The 21831-nt window shown below is 47.9% G+C and carries 20 protein-coding genes and 2 pseudogenes; 16 read left to right on the plus strand and 6 right to left on the minus strand.

Annotated elements, in window-relative coordinates:
- Window positions 1-65: 65 nt before the first annotated feature.
- From MOTHE_RS02875 to istA, 3 genes are read right to left on the minus strand one after another with little or no spacing between them, the layout of a single operon-like run.
- A complete protein-coding gene (locus MOTHE_RS02875; protein WP_139560386.1) occupies window positions 66-1031 on the minus strand; it encodes an IS3 family transposase in 966 nt (321 codons plus the stop codon).
- On the minus strand, window positions 995-1336 hold the full coding sequence (locus tag MOTHE_RS02880) for a transposase (RefSeq protein ID WP_011391837.1): 342 nt from the start codon (window positions 1334-1336) through the stop codon (window positions 995-997). Before MOTHE_RS02880 ends, MOTHE_RS02875 begins: the two co-directional genes overlap by 37 nt.
- A gap of 51 nt (window positions 1337-1387) precedes the next feature.
- Entirely contained in the window at window positions 1388-2308 is a 921-nt protein-coding gene (istA, locus tag MOTHE_RS02885) for an IS21 family transposase (RefSeq protein ID WP_080997169.1), read from the minus strand.
- Between the two features lie 94 nt (window positions 2309-2402).
- Between istA and MOTHE_RS02890 the strand changes: the two genes are divergently transcribed.
- Together MOTHE_RS02890 and MOTHE_RS13230 are read left to right on the plus strand one after the other, a co-directional pair.
- On the plus strand, window positions 2403-3584 hold the full coding sequence (locus MOTHE_RS02890) for a GIY-YIG domain-containing protein (RefSeq protein ID WP_338104116.1): 1182 nt from the start codon (window positions 2403-2405) through the stop codon (window positions 3582-3584).
- A gap of 30 nt (window positions 3585-3614) precedes the next feature.
- Entirely contained in the window at window positions 3615-3779 is a 165-nt protein-coding gene (locus MOTHE_RS13230; RefSeq protein ID WP_158499096.1) for a hypothetical protein, read from the plus strand.
- Window positions 3780-3920: 141 nt separating this feature from the next.
- Here MOTHE_RS13230 and MOTHE_RS02895 read toward each other — a convergent pair whose 3' ends face one another.
- The 3 genes from MOTHE_RS02895 to MOTHE_RS02905 all read right to left on the minus strand — a co-directional run bounded on the left by MOTHE_RS02895 (window position 3921) and on the right by MOTHE_RS02905 (window position 6748).
- Complete coding sequence (locus MOTHE_RS02895; protein WP_053094640.1) at window positions 3921-5717, minus strand: glycoside hydrolase family 15 protein; 1797 nt, start codon at window positions 5715-5717, stop codon at window positions 3921-3923.
- Between the two features lie 336 nt (window positions 5718-6053).
- Window positions 6054-6473, minus strand: a complete 420-nt coding sequence (locus MOTHE_RS02900) for a putative toxin-antitoxin system toxin component, PIN family (RefSeq protein ID WP_011392184.1) — start codon at window positions 6471-6473, stop codon at window positions 6054-6056.
- A complete protein-coding gene (locus tag MOTHE_RS02905) occupies window positions 6470-6748 on the minus strand; it encodes a type II toxin-antitoxin system Phd/YefM family antitoxin (RefSeq protein WP_011392185.1) in 279 nt (92 codons plus the stop codon). Before MOTHE_RS02905 ends, MOTHE_RS02900 begins: the two co-directional genes overlap by 4 nt.
- A gap of 267 nt (window positions 6749-7015) precedes the next feature.
- Between MOTHE_RS02905 and MOTHE_RS02910 the strand changes: the two genes are divergently transcribed.
- The 14 genes and pseudogenes from MOTHE_RS02910 to MOTHE_RS02975 all read left to right on the plus strand — a co-directional run bounded on the left by MOTHE_RS02910 (window position 7016) and on the right by MOTHE_RS02975 (window position 21824).
- Window positions 7016-7363 (plus strand): hypothetical protein, encoded by a 348-nt coding sequence (locus tag MOTHE_RS02910; RefSeq protein ID WP_053095213.1) that lies wholly within the window; start codon window positions 7016-7018, stop codon window positions 7361-7363.
- A complete protein-coding gene (locus MOTHE_RS02915) occupies window positions 7341-7709 on the plus strand; it encodes a hypothetical protein (RefSeq protein WP_011392187.1) in 369 nt (122 codons plus the stop codon). Before MOTHE_RS02910 ends, MOTHE_RS02915 begins: the two co-directional genes overlap by 23 nt.
- Window positions 7710-7989: 280 nt before the next feature.
- The gene (locus MOTHE_RS02920) at window positions 7990-9972 is read left to right on the plus strand and encodes an S-layer homology domain-containing protein (RefSeq protein ID WP_053094641.1); all 1983 of its coding nucleotides are present in this window, start codon (window positions 7990-7992) and stop codon (window positions 9970-9972) included.
- 319 nt (window positions 9973-10291) lie between these two features.
- A complete protein-coding gene (locus tag MOTHE_RS02925; RefSeq protein ID WP_162490029.1) occupies window positions 10292-10624 on the plus strand; it encodes a hypothetical protein in 333 nt (110 codons plus the stop codon).
- A gap of 99 nt (window positions 10625-10723) precedes the next feature.
- Window positions 10724-10981, plus strand: coding sequence for a hypothetical protein (locus MOTHE_RS02930; protein WP_162490030.1), 258 nt, complete (start codon window positions 10724-10726; stop codon window positions 10979-10981).
- Window positions 10978-11174: pseudogene (locus MOTHE_RS14205) on the plus strand (sugar phosphate nucleotidyltransferase); the annotation flags it as partial. The gene MOTHE_RS02930 and the pseudogene MOTHE_RS14205, both read left to right, overlap by 4 nt.
- A 71-nt stretch (window positions 11175-11245) precedes the next feature.
- Window positions 11246-12064 (plus strand): ABC transporter permease, encoded by an 819-nt coding sequence (locus tag MOTHE_RS02940; protein ID WP_236683271.1) that lies wholly within the window; start codon window positions 11246-11248, stop codon window positions 12062-12064.
- A 1-nt stretch (window position 12065) separates the two neighbouring features.
- The gene (locus MOTHE_RS02945) at window positions 12066-12821 is read left to right on the plus strand and encodes an ABC transporter ATP-binding protein (RefSeq protein ID WP_053094642.1); all 756 of its coding nucleotides are present in this window, start codon (window positions 12066-12068) and stop codon (window positions 12819-12821) included.
- Window positions 12822-13130: 309 nt separating this feature from the next.
- Entirely contained in the window at window positions 13131-15950 is a 2820-nt protein-coding gene (locus tag MOTHE_RS12710) for a glycosyltransferase family 4 protein (RefSeq protein ID WP_162490031.1), read from the plus strand.
- 15 nt (window positions 15951-15965) lie between these two features.
- Window positions 15966-17432, plus strand: a complete 1467-nt coding sequence (locus tag MOTHE_RS02955; protein ID WP_080997172.1) for a glycosyltransferase family 39 protein — start codon at window positions 15966-15968, stop codon at window positions 17430-17432.
- A 176-nt stretch (window positions 17433-17608) separates the two neighbouring features.
- Window positions 17609-18754: a glycosyltransferase family 4 protein gene (locus tag MOTHE_RS02960; RefSeq protein WP_011392195.1), complete on the plus strand. Its 1146-nt coding sequence runs from the start codon at window positions 17609-17611 to the stop codon at window positions 18752-18754.
- A 13-nt stretch (window positions 18755-18767) separates the two neighbouring features.
- A pseudogene (locus MOTHE_RS02965) lies at window positions 18768-19209 on the plus strand (phosphomannomutase); the annotation flags it as partial.
- A 90-nt stretch (window positions 19210-19299) separates the two neighbouring features.
- Window positions 19300-20436, plus strand: coding sequence for a glycosyltransferase family 4 protein (locus MOTHE_RS02970; RefSeq protein ID WP_011392196.1), 1137 nt, complete (start codon window positions 19300-19302; stop codon window positions 20434-20436).
- A gap of 41 nt (window positions 20437-20477) precedes the next feature.
- Window positions 20478-21824 carry a sugar transferase gene (locus MOTHE_RS02975; RefSeq protein ID WP_011392197.1) on the plus strand — a complete coding sequence of 449 codons (1347 nt, stop codon included), beginning with the start codon at window positions 20478-20480 and terminating at the stop codon, window positions 21822-21824.
- Window positions 21825-21831 lie beyond the last annotated feature (7 nt).

Consider the following 21831-nt stretch of genomic DNA (forward strand, 5'->3'; position numbering starts at 1 on the left):
GCTCTCTTGCAATTTTTCTTCAAGCTTTTAAGGGGCAAAGGCTTCCGGATACGCACCAATTTACGTCACACCCTCACGGGATATCTGGGCTGCAATCCTGTCTCGATATGACGACGGTAAAACTTGGCCGGCGACAGGTAGTGTAAACTAGAGTGCAATCGGCGGTTGTTATAACGGCTAACGAATTCCACGACCGCCTGATATGCCTCCGCGTAGGTCCCAAACTCGCCCATCGACAAGCATTCATCCTCAAGAAGCCGATGGTACGATTCGATATATGCGTTCATATTCGGTGTCTTGGGCGGTATTCTCTCGTGTAGGACATTCCATCGCTCACATTCCGATTCAAACAGATGGCTTACAAACTGGGGTCCATTATCCGAACGGATGATGGGTAATGGTAAATTCCTTTGAAGAATCTGACGTTTCCACAATGCTGCTCGAAAAGTTTCAACGGCATGTCTGGCTTCACAGGTTAGACCAATATGATAGCCCACAATCTGCCTGTCATAGACGTCAATGTACGACAGCACAAAGAAAAACCGGTCTTCTCCTGCAATGTATCCGTACTTGACATCGACCTCCCAGAGCTGGTTTGGCGCTGTGATAGTGCGGTTCTGGGCCAAATTCCGCGGGTGTTTCCGACGGAGGTTCCGTTGTGGCCGCAGAATATCCAGTTCCTTACACAAGCGGTATACCTTTTTCTCGTTCACCACCAGCTCATGATCTTGTCGAAGCATATGAGTGAGCTTACGGTACCCGTAGGCGTAACCATCACCGGAAATAGACTCCATAATCCATTCCTTAATCTGTTCATCACTGACCTTGCGGCCGCCCACAGTCAGTGAATGACCAGGAAACGGACGTCCACCCGTCGTGGTATGCGGCTTGGGTTCATGTGTTAATTGATAATAATAGGTGGATCGAGAAACCCCCACTATGCGCAGCACGAGAGTAGCGTTGTACCCGGCTGTGATCCACTTGTGCGCAATGGCTACTTTATCTGCAAGTGAGGGTTGGCTTTTTTTAATAGGTCACGCAATATAGCAATTTCAAGGTCTTTTTCGCCCAGAAGTTGCTTTAGATGGGTATTCTGTTTGTCTAACTCACGGTTCTCTGCAACGAGTCGGGCGTGTTCCTGCTGAGTAACGTGGGTGGCGTTTCCCTTTGGGCTACTGCCTTGCATGGGTTGGCCGGCTTTGTACTGACGAACCCATCGGCTGACAATATTCGGCCGGATATCATACTTCCGAGCAACGACGGAATTATTTCCGGCAGCGATGGCCTGTTCGACGACCTGGCGCTTGAACTCTAGGGTAAATTTCCGACGTTCCACTTGAACAACCTCCTGACCTTATAGTCTCATGAATTTGGAAGATTGTCCAATCTAATTTCGGGGCTTAAGAGGTTCTTTATGGTGTAATAAGGCCGGTTCGACAGCCGGTATTTTAACAAGGCATTCTTTTTCCTCGGCAAACATTTCCGCCGGCGGCCGGCCTAAGGTGCTGTGGGGCCTTTTGTTGTAGGCTTCCTGGAACTCGGAAAGCTTTACAGCGAATTCGTTTAAGTTCCCCACCTCCAGGCCCCGCAGCAGGTGTTCCTGGACATAGTAAAAGGGGCGTTCTACCTTTCCCTTGGTCCGGGCACGGTAGTTGGCGCAAGGACAGGGCTCAATGCCATACAGCCCGCAGAATTTTAAAAACTCGTCATTATACCGGACAATACCGTCCTTCTGGTGGGTGATAACCATTTGCTTGCCGTTGTCTATCACCAACTCCGGGGCATAACCGCCGAAGAAGTCAATGGCTTCAATCAGAACCCGGATCACATCGGCGGTGGTGATGCTTAAAGAGAAGGTGTAGAATTTCATCCGGCTGTAGGATAAGACCACTTCGTGGAGATATATTTTCACGAGCTTCCCGTCAACTGGTAGCGTCCACACCTTCCAATCGTACTGCATCTGTTTACCTGGGCCTGTTTCCACCCGGGTGGTGGCTAATTTAGCGGTCCTGTCATCTTCCTTGATGGCCCTAAGATAACGGTGGACGCTGGCCAGGGAGCCTTGATAGCCCTTATCTTTCAGTTCTTTGTAAATCCTTGTGCCGATATATCCTTTGGCAAGCATAACCTTTATTTCTTCCAGAAACTTGTCCAGTTCTTTGGTATACTCCCTGGCTTTAAACTGGGGAGGGCCGGCTTCTTTAAGGTACTTCCTGACGGTATTCCTGGACACCCCAACATCCCTTGCTATTTGCCTGATGCCGACCCCTTGAGCGTGCAGTGCCTTGATGCGCTGCCATTTGTACATGCTGACCACCTCTTTTTCCTCCCCCTCTCAGGGGAGATTTTATCACAAGGTGGGTCAGTTTTATTTGACGATCTAGGGTCAATTCTATTTTACGATCTACACCCGGGAACGGAGAGAATGGGGAGATATGGTGCTAAGCCAACTAAGCAAGGTTTCTGATGTGGATCATGATGATTTTATTGTTTTGGCAGGTGAAGTTTATCATGAGAACTTACTACCCCATCTGAGCCATTTCTGGCTTCCGCTTAAAGGTAAAAGGCAAGGCGAATGGATTTCGGAGTTGGAGAAGCTGATTAAGCTTGAAAAAGAAACAGATAAAGTATTAGTTCTTCACATGCTCTTTAGTGCTCTGCCACGACTGGATTGGACGATGATAGGACAGCTTCCCTATCAGAATGGCATATATATCATGTTTGAAAAGGGCGAAAGCTATCGTAACATGGACAGGATCGTCCGCGTAGGTACCCACCGGGGTCAAGACCGTTTGAAAAAAAGGTTAAGAGACCACTTTGTTAGGGAGGATGCTGATAGCAGCATTTTCCGCAAAAACATCGGCCGTACTTTTTTGAATATGACTTTGGATCCATATTTACAAGTGTGGGAAATTGATATGCACAAATCTGGGGAAAAAAGAGACTACGGACACTTAATTGATGAAAGGCTGGAAGCTGAACTTGAGGCAAAGATTAGCCAGTATTTAAGAAGTAGTATCACTTTTGTTTGTTTTCCGGTTGATGAAGAAGAGGAACGGCTGCGATTGGAGGAAGGTATTATTGCAACGCTTAACAGCCATCCTTCATTTGGCCCGAGTAACAATTGGCTAGGCCTGAATAGCCCTGTACCGGAAATAGCCGGCAGTGGGCTTTGGAATAGACAGGGTCTGGATGGTCAACCGTTATCAGCTAATGAAGTAGAGCGGATTAAATGGCTTGTCAGATTTGGTAATGATAGCTACAGGAACAATGCGGGTTATAAAGCACGAATACAAAGAGCGGTGAATTGTGTTACAATGACTGGAAAAAATTATAATTCAGAACGAAAAACAGCTGATGATATAAGAAAATACATAGATAAATTGTTGCAGGAAGCAAAAAGACGAGGCGAAGACTATATTGATTTAGTTTCAGGGGATATTCATAAGCAGTTGGGTATGAAAAACAGGATGCCGCAGGTGTGCAGAATTATGTATGAGAAAATGCAGGCAGGAGATAAGGTTATACATACTACCCCCAGTGGTAAGAGTTCGACGATAAAAATCAGGTATTATCTAAAATAGAGGTTGAGTGTTAAATCAGAGGTGGTAAATATGTCCATAGAAACCCTGGTAGATAAATTAGCCAGCCTGCTCCCGGGAGAATTAAAACTGGTACTTGAGATGCTGGAAAAACGTCTGCTGGCCCAAAGACAGGTAGCACTGGCGGAAGAGATTATAGAAAGATACAGGCCGGCCCTGGAGAAACTGGCCCGATGAAATGGACGGGATAATGGTCAGCTTGACGTAGCCATAGGCGTATCCTGCGCCTTTCAATCAGCTCCTTTAGCCATTACAGGTTTGCTCAAAAGCAGTTTTTTATACCGATTCTTGCAAGAAAACGCCGGGAGGATATTTTCTCTAATCCTCCCGGTAGGCGTAATCCAGCAGGAAACGGACTATTTCCTGGTGGCTGAACCCCTGGGGAAAATTACCCCATTGCTCGCCGGTCCGGGGGTCGAAGTGTTCGGCCATCAAGTAAAGGTCGGTAGCATTATCCAGGCAAACCTGCAACAGTTCACGGGCGCGCTCGTAATTGCCGGCATGGAGGTAATAGCGCCCCAGCCACAGGGTGGGCAAGTAAAAGGGAATAGCCGCCTGCTCGAAGCGGGCAATGCCGCCCCACATATTGAGCCCGCCCCGGGTTGCAGGTTCGCCTTTAGCAACAGGAGAAGGTTGCTCTATGGCGGCCACCGTTTTCAGCAGGCGGGGATGGTTGGCTGCCAGTAAACCGTAAAACTCCAGGGCCAGCACGGAAATATCCAGGGGCGCGTCGGGACCGTAATGCTGCAGGTAGGCCTGGCGCTCCGCCGACCAGCCCTGGATCAGCAGCTGGCGCCGGACGCGGCTGGCCGCCCGGTGCCACCGCCCGGCCCACTGCAACCGCCCCATTTCGATGGACAAATGGGAGGCGGCCGTCAAACCGGCGTAGCAGAGGATCTTGCCATAGAGCCAGTGATCCTTGCGCTCGCGGATTTCCCAGATGCCGTTTTCCGGCCGGTCCCAGTAGTTTTCCAGCCAGAGGGCCGCCCGGCGGATGGCGTCCCAGCGGGAGCGGATATACTCCCGGTCCCGGGTGGCCAGGTAGTGATTCCAGAGGCCGTCCAGGACATTACCGGCATTGTCCAGCTGGATCTGGTGCATGGCGGCGTTGCCGAAGCGAATGGGTTTTTCCCCATGGGGACCGGCCAGGTCAGCGGCGATATACTCCTTACCGCCCCGGCCCTCCACCGGCACCAGGGGCATGTACCAGCCCCCGTCGGGCTGCTGCAGGGAAAGGGCGAAGTCATAAAAGCTGCGGGCCTCCTCATGGTAGCCGGCGGCATCGAAGGCCAGGGCGGTAAAATAGCCATCTCGCAGCCAGCAGTAACGGTAATCCCAGTTGTCGTTACCGCCGGGCACCGCCGGAAAAGAGATGGTCGGCGCCGCGATTATGGCCCCGGTACGCTCGTAAGTAAGGAGCTTTAAAACCATCAGGCTGCGGTAATACGCTTCCATAACTTCCGCGCTGGTCGTGTTGGGCCGGCGCGCTTTTTTAAACCACCGGCGCCACCAGGCGAGGTTTTCTTCCAGGGAACTGTAGAAGCCCGCCGTCCAGTGCTGGCGGGCCAGGGTTAGATTAGTGCCGTAAGCCAGGACCAGCCAGAGGCGGTGCTTTTCCCCGGGTTTTAAAGTCAGGGTCGAAGTAGGTCCCGGGGCACCGGCCATGCCGATGCAGGCCGCGCCGCCGGGGCCATAAATAAACTGGAAAGAACCGCGGGACTGGACTTTAAAGGTATGGGCGCCGGTAATAATGGGGCTGGCCTGCCAGCGCACCCGGGGTTTTAGAGTATCCACGCCGGTATTTTCTAAAATAATCAGTCTAGTTAAATGATGGTAGCCCCAGGGCATAAAGTCCAGTACCGTCACCTGCAGGCCCTGGCCCCTGCCAACAGTCTCCAGGACGTTACTATCCGGCAGGTAGCGCTGGCTGACAGGATTTACAGCCGGTTCGATATCCAGACGCAGGCTGCCGCCCCGTTCCGGGGACAGGGCGGCGGCGAAAAGGGGAAAACTGTCGAAACGGGGCACGCACAGCCAGGTGATGGCAAAATCCGGAGCAACAAGGGCGGCCGTCTCGCCATTGCCGATAAACCCGTAATAAGGCCGGTGCTTCAAGATATCTCTCAACCCCTTAGACAATCCTTTAGTAGGATTTTAAAGAAAGCAATGGGGTAAAGTCAACCAGTGATCGGTAAAAACACCGCCCGGTCGTACCCGGTGACGAAGCTTTGCCACAGCAGTGCCCGGCGACCTGGCTTGATCGTTGCCCTGAATCCTTGCTATCAACAAGATTATCTTATTTTAACCAAGCATATCACTAGCGTTGCAATAGAGGTGGCAGGGGCACCCGCCTGTCGCCAACTCTAGTGAGATATTCCTCTATTTGAAACGGGGAGCCAAACGGATAGGCTGGACCTTCTATCTGAGAGGTTTACGGCGGCTAAGTCCCGGTCAAACCGGGATCATCTCTAAAAACTGCCCCGGGGTGATTATAGGAATCTCTTCATATTCCTTCAGGGCCAGCAAATGGCTGTCACCAGAGATGATGCAGTCAGTTTCCCCTGTCCTCGCACATTCTAAAAAGCGGTTATCACTTGGATCGGCGTTAATAATGTCAATTTCTATATCGGGTAATACTAAAATTGTATTGGCAAGGTTAATAAAACCTTCTAACAATTGCTGCCTTTCTTCCATAGTGCCGGCCTTAGCAAACTTCGGTCTGAGAAAAACCTCCATATACTCCGTTATAACCGCCGGGCTTACTACAACGTCGATTTTTCCATCCGCCCATAGATCTATTATTCTGCCAGGCGGTCCTTCCGGTACCAGCAGGCCGGATATAACCACATTTGTATCTAAAACTACTTTCATTTGCCTTCCCTGTATTCCTTAATCTCTTTTTCTACATCTGCCTGAGTAAAACCGTTTGTAGCTGCTCGGGCACGAATTTTAGCCAGGCTTGCTTTTAACGCCAGCCTTTTGTTTTCTTCGGCGGTTTTTTGCAAAAGACGGTATTTCTCGTAATCCAGTAGTACAGCTTTGGGTTCACTATTGATCGTAATAACTACAGGAGAATCATTTTTTAGAGTTTCGATGAAGGAAGTTAATTTCGGGCGAACTTCATTAATGCCGGCAATGCGTTCCATATTAACACCCCCATTAATGTTTACATTAACACTTTCTTTAAGCTTAATATATGTTTTTAATCTGGTCAAGTATACGCTAGCCGGGGTTTCGGTCCTCCCGTCATAGGTGGCTTTTGATGTGGGCACGAACTGGCCTAGAGTACGTTCTTGACTTTTACGTCTAAATACGCGATAATTTAAACGAAAACAACGACGTATTTTTTGCGCATAAAAGCATATCATCATAGATTAAGGAGGATTTTTTTAGTGGGAGGCTTCGTACCGGTTATGAAAGGTAAGCCGCTTTTCTCCAGCGACCAGATTGTTAACATCAGCGATTTACAACGCAAATGGCGCAGCGTCGTAGAACCTAAATTGCATAAGATGCCCTTTTTAATGATGTTTTCCGGTTCCGAACCCAGGGCTACTATTTTAAGCTATGATAGATTTACCGAACTCTGGGAAAAGGTTGCCGAAGCCGCGGAACTGGAACTAAAATTGGAACTGCTATGCCGTATACTCGAAAATGAAAAGGGCGGCCAGGCTTTGGTGCCCCTTGCTGAAGTAATTAAAAAGGCCGGTATAACTGCGGAGGATCTGGAGGCTGCTCCTGATGTCGACCTCGAAAATGATTGATCTTGTACCGGCCAATGTAAAGTTTTTTCCCGCGGCTGAAGCAGATTTCCTGGGACTGGATAAAAGCAGGCAGATAAAAGTAATTAAAGCATTGCAAAAAATATCCCGGGCTCCCTCCGCCTTTGGTAAAGAGTTGGAAAACCAGGCCGGCAGGCCCCTGGCAGGATACCGGAGCGTTTATGTAGATAACAGGTCGCTCCGGATTATATGGAAGGTTACAGAACTGCAGGTAATCGAGGTCGCCATCATAGCCGGCATAGCCGAACGCGAAGGAATGCTGGCCTATAAACTGGTCTCCAGGCGCAGGGGAGAATTGGAGAAGTTTATAAAGGAACTGGTTAAGTAATAAAAGTTACTGGCAGAAAAAATTCCTCAGCACACTTTTAGACAATCTTACCCTGCAGGCCCGGGCGGGGGAGCTTGTCGGGCTGGCCGGCCTACAGGGCCAGGGTCAGGCGGAGTTCCCGCGCGCCATTTATGGTATGCTCCTTTACAATTTGTTGCGGTCGAAAAGTCCATTATGGTAAAATAATCTTAGCCGGGATAATTCTACCTCGAATGCCGCTACTTCGTATTCGGATACTAACCCTTTACCCGGCGAGAGGACAACCCCGGAGGAAATGCCCATGAAAAAAAGAATAGTTTCCCTTTTGATGGCAGCAATTCTACTTTTGTTGTTGCCAGTCACCCCTTCGGCCGCAACCCCCCAATTCACCGACATCCAGAACCACTGGGCGAAAGACTACATCCTTAGTTTTGCCAATAAAGGTTTTGTCAAGGGCTACCCGGACCAGACCTTCAAACCCGACAGGCCAATCAGCCGGGCAGAGTTCACCTGCATACTGCTCAACTGCCTGGGTATCACCCCGGCGTCAGACGTTAACACACCGACCTTTAGCGATACCACCAACCACTGGGCCAGGGCCCAGATCGCCGAAGCGGTGCGGAGGGGGATCCTGGTAGTGAGCGAATACCCCGGTGGGCTCAAACCTGATGATCCCATATATCGCAGTGAAGCTGCCGCTATGATGATTAGAGCCCTGGGGAAGAGTCCCGACATGACCCCAACCTCTTTTAAAGACAGCAACCAGATTGCAAAGAGCATGTACCGGGGCTACATCAAGGCAGCCTCCAGCGAAGGGCTGATGCACGGCTACCCGGATGGAACGTTCCGTCCCTTCCAGGGCGTGAAAAGGGGTGAGGCCTGTGCCATGCTGGTCAATCTGCTAGGCAAGATCGGTACCGCCTCTCCTCCTGCCGTCCAGGTCAACCCATCAAGCAACAGTGCCCTGTCCGCCCTGGTAATCCAGGGCAACCGCTACAAACTGGGGGACACTGTCGTTTACCTCAAGCGGGACTCGACTAACATACCCATATACTCCCTCAGCGTGGCGGGGGGCTTAGTCTTCATCAACAACACCTTCACTTACCCTCTAAACAGCACCGACAATAACCCGGATCTGGTCGTCAACAATACCCGCTATGTCCAATGCCGGCTCAGCGTAAGCGGCAGCGATTTACAGGTCACCCCGGGCGCCGTGAAGCTGGATTCCATCTCATATAACGGCTACAAGTATAACGCCGATTACGTGAAGCTCTATATCGGCAACAAAAACGGCAGCTACTACCTGTCCGACGCCGAACTGGTAGATCGGCAAACCATCAGGGTCGGCGGTAACAGCTATGACATCGGCAGCACCCCGGTATCCATCGCCCTGGGGGATAATTTCTATGCCATCAACGGGATCAATTACGACAGCAGCAGTATCAGCCTGGACCTGGCAGCCACCACCCCGGTGGTGACGAACGGCCTTGATATCTCGGATATCTCTGCCATCTTCGTGGATACCAGGTCCCTGGACCTCAATACCATCAGCAGCCTCTTTTTCATTATTGACGGCAGCAGGTATGACCGCTCGGAAGTGGTCATCGACGCCTCCGGCAATTTTACGGCTAATAACAAGTATTATACCCCCGATCAGGTTACCATGGTTATAAACAACAGCTTCTATAAGCTAACCGACGTCAAGTCCTTCGGCGGCAAGTTTATATTCTACTGCACCGCCAGCAATGTGACCACCTGGGCAATAGTTAATGATAAATACCAGGATGCCAGCACGATCCAGATCCTGATGGGGAACAACATTTACACCCTGGACAAGATCCTGGTGGTGCAGCATAACGTGATCCGCATCGGGGGGCGCCAATATAAACTCGGCGACATATTCGGCTGCCGGATTAACGGAACATTGTACGACATCGAAGATATCGATTACGACAACAGCCTGGATCTGGTAACGATGGACGTTACCGAATCCACCGGCAGTTGGACCGGCTACCTCCCCGGCCAGCCCCAAAAGTACTTATTCTACGTCGATAACTCAATCTATCAAGACGGCGCCACCGGCAATGTCACCATTTACGCCGGCGGAGGCTGGAGGACATTTGACAGCATCACCTTCTCCGATCAGTCCCATTTCGTATACGACAACACGACTTATAACCTGTTGGGAGCAGAGATAAAGATTGGAGACACCGTTTTTACGGTCGTCGATTCCGCCTGGCGGGTCAGCTCTCAGGTTATGGAGGTGTACCTGCAGAAGGCCTGACAGGCCCATTTATTTTTTGTCATGAAACAAGTCCCCGGAAACAGGGGAGAGCGTGCGCCATGTGTTGAGCGACTATAGCCCTATCTCATGTTCCTGGGACAACTATAACAGGACGGCGTTGCCGGGTTACAAAAACTTAACGCTGAGGGACTTCTGACATATCTCCCATGGTCGAATCTCTAAAAAATGATCCTCCTGTAGTTATTACGATCAATAGTGAACCCAAATCTGTACTCCTGGATTACGAGAAATACCTATGTTCTATTGATGGATGCCCGGCAAGGCGACCGGCTTTAAATAAAAGTAAGCTTGTAATCTATTGACGCACCTAACAGTTGCTGGTATTATTGTCCATAAAGTAAGTATAAGATATGTCGAAATAAATATAATGGAGCAAAACGGCATGGACACCCAGTACGCAGTCCGGGACTCCCTGCAGAAAAGTGACAACATCCCCCAGCGCGAGATCGCCCGTCATACCGGCCTTTCCTTTTACTGCGCTGCAGGCTTGGCTGGCATAGACGGCAATATCCTGGTAATCACCTGGCAGGCATGGGGAGATTTCCTGCTGTCGTACGGGGAAATATATTTAGACAGAATGTATGAATTTGGGAGTAGGAAGAAATTATTAGGCACTCGGAATAACATATAATGGCATCCAAATATCCCGCACACCTGACGAACAGTTATCCCGAGAGACCAGGGATCTGAAAAGAGAACTACCAGCATTGTTTAGGGAGGAATGTCCCTTATGCCTCGAAACACGATAAAGCCGGCTCTACAGGAACTAGCAAAACGGAACGCAGAACTTTACGAAAAATATGGGCGACCTTTAGAAAAAGAACACAAAGGGAAGTTCATTGCTATTTCCGAAGAAGGCAAAGTCATAATTGATCCTAATGATGTCCAGGTAGCCCAGAAAGCAATAGAAGAATTCGGTCCCGGCCGTTTTGCCTTCTATAAGATAGGCTTCAAGGCAACTGGCAAGTGGAGGATTACCAGACCATGAAAGGCCTCATCCTCTCGGGCGGCAAGGGCACCCGCCCCCTTACATACACCATCACTAAGCAGCTTATTCCCGTGGCCAACCGGCCCATTTTATTTTTCGTCATCGAGCAGGTCGTCCAGGCTAGGATTAGCGACATCGGATCATTATTTCCCCGGATACAGGGGAGAGTGTGCGCCAAGCAGTGGGCGACGGTACCAGCAACGAGAAAGCCAACGTGGTAATAGTCCGGGCTATTATGCAATTATAGAAAAGGCGGTAGTATTTATGGAAAAAGTAGAGGTATATTTTATAGAAGAAAAAGAGCCATTTAAGCATCGCGTCCAACGATACTATGATCTCATCATGGGCCTTGCCTTACGGGATGTTAAAATGCGCTACCAGCTTTCCATCCTGGGATTGTACTGGGCGGTATTGAACCCATTATTAATGGCTTTGATCTGGGGTTTTGTTTTCAGCCAGATTTTCCGGGTCCAAGGAATAGAGGGCGTGCCCTACGTTGTTTTCCTGTTTTGCGGGATCACTTTCTGGAACCTGTTTGCCAATTCCTTGCTCTCCGCTGTAAATTGCCTGACCGGCAACGCCAGCCTGCTGGCCAAGCTTTATTTTCCCAGGGTTATCCTACCTGCTGCTTCAGTCGTGGCGCGGGTGGTGGACTTTAGTTTTTCTCTAATGGTATTAATTATTCTGATGTTAATAAATAAGGTCTCCCCGGGCCCGAAATGGTGGTGGATGCCACTTTTTGTAGCAATACAGTTAATCTTCACCCTGGGCATGGCCTATATTGTAGCGGCCCTGAATGTGCTTTACCGGGACGTTAATCAGATTTTGGGCATCTTGCTCATGCTCTGGATGTATATGTCGCCAGTCTTATATACAATTGAACAAGTGCCTGTAAATTTTAAGAAATATTTTCTTTTTAATCCTATCGGACAGCTTATTAATATGGAAACGAGAGCTATACTTGGCAGCGGCCAGGTTGATGGTTACGCCCTGGGTATTACCATTGTAATCGCCATTGGTATCTACGTGGTTGGGCGGCTGGTCTTTCGCTACCTGGAGCCTATTTTTGCGGAGGTCATGTAGTTTGGCCATTATCGAAGTGCAGAGTTTATGGAAAAAATTTCGCTTGCGCCAGGATAGGGCTGAAAATATCTCTACTCTGTTTATAAATCTATTTCGTAAATTACCCAACCTTGATAAAGAACTGTGGGCTTTGAAGGACATCAGCTTTACGTTGCAGGAAGGAAAAAGCCTGGGAATTATCGGTGCAAATGGATCGGGAAAAAGCACCTTGCTAAAAATACTTACAGGCACCCTGCGTCCTACCAGGGGGCAAATCACCGTGCGGGGGCGGCGCTCCTCCCTTATTGAACTGGGCGCCGGCTTTCACCCGGATTTCTCTGACCGGGATAATGTTTACCTGAACGGCCTCATTTTGGGCATGTCCAGAGCGCAGGTAAAGCGGAAGTTTGATGAAATCGTCGCCTTTGCTGAGCTGGAACAGTTCATCGATGTGCCTGTAAAGTACTATTCCTCCGGCATGCAGGCGCGCCTGGGATTCGCTGTGGCTACTGCAGTTGAGCCGGAGATTTTAATTGTGGACGAAGTTCTGGCCGTGGGTGACGGTAATTTCCAGCAGAAATGCCTGGCACGTATCCGGGAGATGCAGCGTAGAGGAACCAGTATTCTCCTGGTTTCTCATTCCATGAATGATATTGAAACCATTTGCGATGAGGCCCTCTGGTTACATAGGGGTGAGATAGTAAGGTTTGGAAAGGCTAAAGACGTGGTGCAGAAATACCAAATAAACCAGGGATTACCTCCATGTGCGGTAAGATGAGTAGGGCTGAATTAGATTATAGAGTGGCTAGAGACGTTAAAGCTTTATTCATATTCACCGCGGTAGATGAGAATGTAAGTTTCCTGTGGTAGCTGGTCCAGTACCTGGACGCTAGTCTGTACAGGTTAAGTTAAAAATTTTGTACTGCGAAAGATTTTATTATTTTTCTCTAGCGATTGTTGAGCTGTGTTACAAGCAGTAATTTGAAAAGCAGAATGATGCATCTTCAAGGGTTTAAGACCTGGATGGAAAACTACGAGGAACGCATACTTTCCTGCTGAGATCCGAGATTACCTCGAGGTGGACAAGATGAAAACTAGAATCCTCGTTATCAGTGAGTACTTCTCACGTGGCGGTTTAGAAACTCATATTGTCGGTCAAGCGCGCGTTCTATCGAAACTTGGTGTGGATCTTCTGTTAGCAACAGGTTCCTCAGCAGCCGATTGCCCCGATGGTGTGTTTGCTGCAGCCCTTACAGATCTTCGAATGGGCGCCCAGGTATCATATGACGAATTATGTGTGACGCTTAAAAGGCTCAAGAAATTCATTTCAGACGAGCGCATAACGTTAATCCATGCGCATCCGTTTTATAGCGCAATCGTCGGTCTCTTGGCAGCGCAACAATCACGATTGCCTTTTGTCGTTACGATACATAGTCCGTTATCATTAAGTAGTACGTTTGGGCAACTCTATGATTTTTTGCTCAAGTCTGTTGTGCTCCCAGTAGCAGGTCGAGTTTTCTGTGTATCGAAAGAGACAGAACTTTTGTGTCGCTCTTTGGCAGAATGTAGGACTGAACTTTTACTGAACGCTGTTCAAATACAGAACTCGAACCCACCAAACGTAGCCAAAGATGGCCCATGGTTATGGGCTGGACGGCTTGATAAAGATAAGTCTAACGGCCTTCTCGATTTGATAGAGAAAATTGATCAGGCAACAGTCGGCGAACTCCATATATTTGGAGATGGGCCTCAAGTTCATTTAATTGAATCGTTTCTTAATAGTCGGCCAGACAAGGCTGAGTTCGTGCGACTGATGGGATGGCGTCATAATATAACCACGATAATGCCTGCTTATGCTGGCATTGCTGGGATGGGGCGCGTAATTCTTGAGGGTTCTGCCTTAAACAGACCATGTTTGCTGGTTGGCTATGATGGGGTTAAAGGCCTACTCGATATTAATAGGTTCGAACGAGCCTCTTTTTGGAATTTCTCGGGTCGTGGATTACCAACAATTACAGCGGATGCCCTTCATCAGGAATTCTATAGATTGTCCAAAGATAAAGGCCCTTTTCTTCTTCGCCAATGGGTCGCCGATAATCGGGACGAAAGAGTGATCTGGCAGCGCTATGCGGAAAAGATAAAAGATTTAGCTCCGCTTGATAATCCGTTGGCTCAAAACATCTTGGATGCGTTGCAATATCGCGGTTCCATTTCCGAACCTGTGTGGTGGGACAAAGAGTTGATGCGGGTTATTCTGGGCTTGTTCTCCAATGAGCCATACGGGAAGGAACAGGCGAAGAGTATGACCCATCAGATCTTGGTAGCGCACCTCCACTCTAAATTAGAAGCGATAAAGTATGAAACAACAATGTTACGGGAGAAAATAGATTTCCTTAAGAGTGCGCTGGCTGAGCGTGACGAAAAGATCACTTCTCTCAATCAAGCTGTGGCTGAACGTGACGAAAAGATCATCTCCTTAAATCAAGCTGTGATTGAGCGAGATGAAAAGATTGCTTCGCTACAAAAGCACATTCAAGATATTTGGGCCAGCACATCGTGGCGGATTACACGCCCTTTAAGATTTCTTAAGAAGCTTGTTAGTGATCCCGAGCCGACAACTTATTTTATACTAAAGCGCATTTATTGGGGACTTCCAGGAAATTTGCGGATACGTCTAAATGGACTTAGATGTCTTATTATTCGTTTTTTCTTATCAAAGCGCAAAAACAATGTAGGTCTAATGGCTAATCAAGAAGGTATACATGGCCTTTCTTGGGAAGAGTTTCAAGATAAAGTACTATCGAAACGGGAACAACACAAGGGAATTTTTATTTTAGAGGCTACCCATATAGATTGGAATATGAATTTATTTCAGAGACCTCAACATATGGCAAACGCACTTTCAAAGCTTGGTTACCTCGTAATTTTTAAGACTGCAAATTTTTATGATAATGTATCTGGGTTTAAAAAAATATCCGATAACCTTTGGTTGACAAATAATGATAAAGTAGACAGTATTTACGGAGCAGTAAGAAGCTTTTACAGTACCTCTTCTGTTTACACTAAAGAAATCTATGATGACCGCAGAAAATACGGCCTTGTTGTTTACGAATACATAGATCATATTGACCCCGCTATATCTGGAGATGAGGAGAACATCCGACGCCTGAATGCTCTCAAGAATTATGCCTTCAATGGTGGAGTAGATTTTATCGTGGCTTCAGCTAAAGCATTGTATAGAAAGGCTGTTCAAGCTGTAGGCGAAGATAAAGTTATTTTAATTCCAAACGGTGTGGATGTTGAGCATTATCGCGACCAACGCCACAAGTACTGTACTATTCCTAAGTCGTTGATTAAGTTCAAGAATGTACATAAAATAATTGTGGGTTACTTTGGGGCACTTGCACCTTGGCTGTGGTATGAAGAGATAGAGAAACTTGCAGCCCTTAGGCCAGAAGTAGGTTTTGTTTTCATTGGGCCTGATTATTATGGCGGTTCATCTCTGTTACCGAAAGCGAAGAATATTTTTTGGATGGGGCCGGTTGATTACAAAATTTTACCCGGTTATGCACTTCATTTTGATATATGTTTTATTCCATTCCGACCAGGCGAGATAGCTCGGACCACATCTCCATTAAAATTATTTGAATATTTTGCTCTAGAGAAACCTGTAATAGTAACTTCGAGTATGTTAGAATGTATACAATTTTGCGAGGTTTTGAGTGGAAGTTGTGCTACAGAGCTATCAAAATGCATAGATAAAGCTTTAGATTTATCTCGTGATGAACATTTTAAAAAGCGTTTGGCTGAATTAGCTGATCAAAATTCTTGGATTGAAAGAGCGAAAAAATATGAGATTATTTTTGAACAGACTAAGAAATGGATTTGTCATAAGAAGGATATTTAAACTGGAGGTTAAGATATGCTGATTAACTCTTTTAATAATTATAATAAATTAAGCCGATCTTTAAAAAATAGTTTATCTTTGTGTTTACATTTTTTAACATTATTTTCAATGATCTTGGCAGCTATATTAGCAATTATTCATCTTGCGCAACTTTCAAGATGTTGGTTAATTGTTTCCATATTTATTGCTATGATAGTAGCTTTTATTCTTGGAAACCCTCATGGGATTATAACACGTTCCTCTACCAAATCATTTCTTTATATTATGTTAGTAGTAACTCTATTAATTCGCATGATATGGATAATTATGGTACCATCTTTACCGGTATCAGATTTTGCGGGATATCATTTCATGGCTCTTGACATGTCACAGCTCGATTTTAAACATGACACAGTACAGGAAGTAGGATATCCTGTCCTGCTCGGAATACTTTATGCAGTATTCGGAGGCCATGTGCTTGTAGGAAAAATACTTAATGTAACTTTAAGTTTATTAACGGCTTTGGTGTTATTTCTTTTAGCCCGCGAAGCCTTTAGTGAATTCTCGGCGCGAAACGCTTTGATCTTGTTTTCGCTATGGCCTGCTCAAATAATGATGAATAGCGTCTTGGCTTCAGAAGGACCATTTTTACTTATGTTTTTAGTGGTCTTGCTATTGCTTGTTAAGGCAAAATCTGATGACTCCAAACGTCGTCAAGCATTATGTTTTATGGCGGGTCTTATACTCGGGCTATCTTGTACTATTAGAGCGGTAGGGTTTCTTCTACTTTTTGTTGTTTTAGCCTACATATGCTTTATAGATGGTAACAAGACCAACAAATGGCAAATACTAAAATTATTGCTGGCAGGCTTTTTTTTGGTGGTTATACCATATTACCTATTTCGATGGTTAACCTTCAAGATCCCACCTACTGTATCCTCTTTACCTTTTAATTTACTTTATGGAACTAACATTGGATATATAGGTATGTGGAATCCCGAGGACGCTGCTTTAGCTCATAAACTGATCGAACAGTACGGTTCAAGGGCTTCGAGATATATACTTGGAGTTGCATTTTCTAGGATGATCTCTAATCCCATGGGCCTTTTGAAGCTGATGTGTAATAAATTTGAGGTAATGTGGAGTGACGATGCGTACGGTGCATATTGGAGTACTATTAACATTGCTCCTAACTTAATTGAGATCCCTATTATACGTGTAGACCTACTTTATATATTGTCCCAACTTTATTATGTTTTTATGTTATGTTTAGCAATCATCGGCCTGATTAAGATACAAAAAACAATAAAGATAAAGATGCAAAGAGATAAGATATATAACGTTTCGTTGCTTTTCGTTTTAGTTATTATTGGATTTGTAATCCTACATTTATTTATTGAGGTTCAATCTAGATACCACTATCCAGTAGTTGCCATAATAATTTTATTAGCCGGTTACGGTATTACAGAAAATAGTGTCAACTTTAAGAACGATAGCATCTAGATTGACCAGTGAAGCCATTTTGTTAGCAATGAGTTTAATCTTGGACTTCCAGGAGATAATTTGGCCTGCATAGTGGGCTGATTTTTAAGTTCTAATTAGTGGGAGGCCAGTACAGTATGCCAACCAAGTTAAATCGATAGCGTGATGTTGAGTAAAAATGGAGGAAAAGATAGATTATGCAAACACCACGCTTGCAGCGAGTACTAATATGTCGTTCAAATCCGGTGGCCCCTGATCCGCGGGTAGAAAAACTAGCTGAAGCTTTGTGCAAGGCGAACTATGAAGTTCTAGTGTTAGCATGGGATCGTACAGGGCAGTTGCCTCGTGAAGAAGAACGTTCGGGATATCGGATAGTACGGTTTTCTCATATCTCTCCTTATGGGTCGGGGTTGAAAAATATTTTTAAACAACTATCCTGGCAATTTTTCCTCTTGCGAAGGCTCATCCAGGAGGGACAGGGCTTGGCTCTCATCCATATTTGTGATTTCGATACCCTTCTCCCATGCTTGCTGAGCAAGGCTCTTGGTGGCAAACGTATCATTTACGATATTTTTGACCTTTACGCGGATAGTAGGCGTAACATACCTACCCTTATACGCAAGTTGCTTCACGTGCTTGAATTTAAAGCTCTTGAATGGGTCGATGCCGTTATTCTTGCAGATGAAAGCCGCAGGGAGCAAATCGCCGGAACTAGACCTCGCCGGCTTATCACAATCTACAACAGTCCCCCAGATGTATTAGATACCTTGAGGCGGAACGGACCACCCCCCCGTCTGACGGAGCTTTACCTAGTTTACGTCGGTCTCCTTCAAGTAGAACGGGGACTTTTAGAGATGATGGAAATACTTGGCCGTCATCCGGAATGGCATTTGGATCTGGCCGGTCTTGGCGGGGGTGATGAAGAACGCATTCTGGGCTTAGCTCGCTCGCTTCCCAACGTTACCTGGCATGGACCAATTATCTATAAGCGAGCCCTGAAGTTAAGTTATGCTGCTGATGTCCTGATCGCTACCTATGACCCAACCATACCCAACCATCGCTACTCCAGCCCGAATAAAGTTTTTGAGGCTATGATGCTGGCTAAACCTGTTGTAGTAGCCCGAAACACGGGCATAGACCGTCTTGTTGAGAAGATTAATTGCGGCCTAGTCGTACCGTACGGGGATGTGGCGGCCCTCGAAGCAGCACTTATTCGCCTAGCCCGGGACCCGGCTTTACGGCAGCAGCTAGGGGAAAACGGGAGGCGGGCTTATGAGGAAAAATACAGTTGGAATTTGATGCGCGAGCGTCTGCTTGCGTTATATAGGGAGTTATCCATTTAAGGTATTCATAAATCTTTTTACAGGCGAGATGTCGGGGCATTTCTTCTTTGCTGACGAGTATTACGGTTACGATGACGCCCTCTATGCAGTGCAGCGAGGCTCCTGCGCTTCTCTCCAGGGATGAGAGACCACTATCTGTTCTACTGGCGAACGTGTCACGGTACTGCGCTACCCCTGAGACGCGCATTTTCTGTGCTGACGAATACAAAGCGGCGGTAGTCTCCGGCGTAACAGGGTATTTCAAGCAGAGGGGTTATGAGGTTATCGACGTAGACGGCGCCAGGGTCATCTTCCCCGGAGGCTGGGGCCTGGTGCGGGCGTCGAACACCCAGCCTGTCCTAGTAGCCAGGTGCGAGGCCCGGACGCGGGAGGAGCTGCAAAAAATATGCACCACCATAAAGGCAGCGCTTATGGAATTTCCACCCGTTGGTGTCTTCGAGTGGGAACTGCCATAAACCGGGGGCAGGATTTTAAGTCCAGGCCCTTTTCCTTAATAGGCTTGCCTTTTTGAAAGGGTTCATCCATAAGTGGCAGGGGTTGAGAGGTTGACTAACACAAAAGGCAGAGTTCTGTATTTAGCCACCGTTTACACCCACCTGGCCGCTTTTCACCTGCCTTTCATGCAGCTTTTGCACGGTAAAGGATATGAGGTGCACGCGGCAGCCTCCTCTGATCAGGGGAGAAAGAAAGAGGTGGAGGCTATAGGTGTGAGATGCTGGGAGATCCCTTTTTCCCGCTCGCCCTATAGCCTTAAAAATTGGCGCGCTTTCAGGGAATTAGGCCGGCTGTTGGAATACTATCGGTTTGATCTCATCCATGTTCACACCCCGGTAGCCAGTTTTTTGGGGAGATATCTAGCTAGGGCTACAGGCCAGAGGCCTGTGCTCTATACCGCCCACGGCTTCCACTTTTACCAGGGTGCGTCTTTACGGAACTGGCTCCTTTACTACCCTGCCGAGCGGCTGGCTGCCCGCTGGACGGACGGGCTGATAGTGATGAATAGGGAAGATTACGATAGTGCCATTAAAATGGGTTTCAGGCCGGGGGAGAACCTATTTTATGTACACGGTGTAGGAGTAGATGTTGACAAATTCAACAGCATAGTTTCCTCTAGGAGTTTACGTGATAAATTGGGTTTAAAAGCGGACGATATTGTTATAACTTGTATAGCGGAATTGATACCAAGAAAAAATCACCTCTTTCTGCTAAAGGCCTGGTCAAGACTTACTAAGAAGATATGTTCCGCTCATCTTTTATTGGTAGGTGATGGTGTTCTCCGCCAGGCATTGGAGTGCTGGGTAAATGGAAAAAGTGTAAGTAGGGTTCATTTTCTTGGTTTTCGTCGGGATATACCTCAGCTTGTCCAGGAGGCAAATATCGTCGTCCTTGTTTCCCGGCATGAAGGCCTCCCCAGATCCCTCATGGAAGCAATGGCTGCGGGGAAGCCGGTGGTGGCGAGCAACGTGCGCGGCAACCGAGATCTGGTAGACCACGGCCGGACGGGCTTCCTGGTGGAGCTGGGCGATGTAGAGGGGCTGGCTGGCTATTTGGAACTGCTGGCCCGGGATGAAAACCTGCGCCTGGCCTTAGGCAGAGCGGGCCGGGAGAAGATTGGCGATTATTCCCTTGACAAAGTGCTCGCCGAGATGGATGCTGTTTACAGCCGCTATTTACCAAGCTAGGAACGCGTAACTTCTGCTCGCCTTGGGGGAGGGATGAGATTTTGCGCTGGACAAAGGTGGTAAAAATAGCCGGGGATCTTTTTTTAGTTAACTTCAGCTTCTGGTTGGCTTTCTGGCTCCGCTTCGGCGGCAGCATTCCTGCTGTCAACTGGCACGCCTACCGGACGATCTCCATCTGGATTACCCTGGCGGCCTTTGTCCTTTTTTACAGCTACGGGCTCTACGTCGGCGGCCGTTACCGCTGGATAGAGATCTTTGCCGCCCTGGTCTGGGTGGTGGCTTTGACTATCCTCAGCGGCCTGGGCATTTCATACATGCTGCAAAAGTATGCCTTCCCCCGCTCGGTATTTCTCCTGACTGCACCTATCCAGCTCGCGCTTTTGAGTATCTGGCGGTATGCTGTGTGGCGCTTTTCTATCTGGTTACAGGGTACCCTCACGCTGGTTGTCATTGGTCCTACAGAGACAGCCTGTCAGCGGGCGCGGGAGGTTACCCGGGAAGACAATCGCCTTTATCAGGTGGCGGGTCTGGTAGTCGAGGGCGGTTCGACAACGTCTGAGATAGAGTTTCCAGTGCTGGGAACTTATCATGAACTTCCTCAAGCCCTTGATGCCAGCCGGCCCGGAGCGGTACTATTTTGCGATGGGATTCCCTTGGAATATCGCGAAATGATGCTGAAAGAAATTATGGCTCGTAATCTGCCCGCTTTCATAGTTCCTGATATCTATGAAATCTTTTTAGCCCAGGCCCGCCTGGGACAGCTCGACGGCATCCCTGTTTTTCGGGTGGACGGCTTTATAGCTGTGCCTTCGCGCGCCTGGAAGCGGGCCTTCGATATTGCTTTGTCCTTATGTCTATCCATAATAGCCATACCCCTGATTTTGCTGGCGGCCCTGGCGATTAAGATTGAATCTCCCGGCGGACCGGTATTTTACCGCCAGCAGCGGGTGGGCCAGGGTGGTCGGGTGTTCCAGTTGATCAAACTGCGAACCATGGTACCTGATGCGGAGAAGATTACCGGCCCGGTACTGGCCACCGATAAGGACCCGCGTATTACCAGGGTGGGCCGGATTCTAAGGGCCACTCGTATTGACGAACTACCCCAGCTCTGGAATGTTCTCAAAGGGGAGATGAGCTTCATCGGCCCCCGGCCGGAACGCCCTTTCTTTGTAGAGCAATTCAAGAAAGAAGTGCCGGGCTACGACTGGCGCCATCAGTTGAAGGTGGGTATCACCGGCCTGGCCCAGGTCCAGGGGCGCTACAGCACCACTCCGGCCGATAAACTTCGTTACGACCTGCTCTATGCTAAAACCATCTCACCTTTAAGCGACGCCCAGATTCTTTTACATACCCTGAAAGTCATGCTCATGCGGGACAAAGCATCATAGGAGGTTT

It is taken from the genome of Moorella thermoacetica (assembly GCF_001267405.1).
GTDB classification, from domain to species: Bacteria; Bacillota; DSM-521; order Neomoorellales; family Neomoorellaceae; genus Neomoorella; species Neomoorella thermoacetica.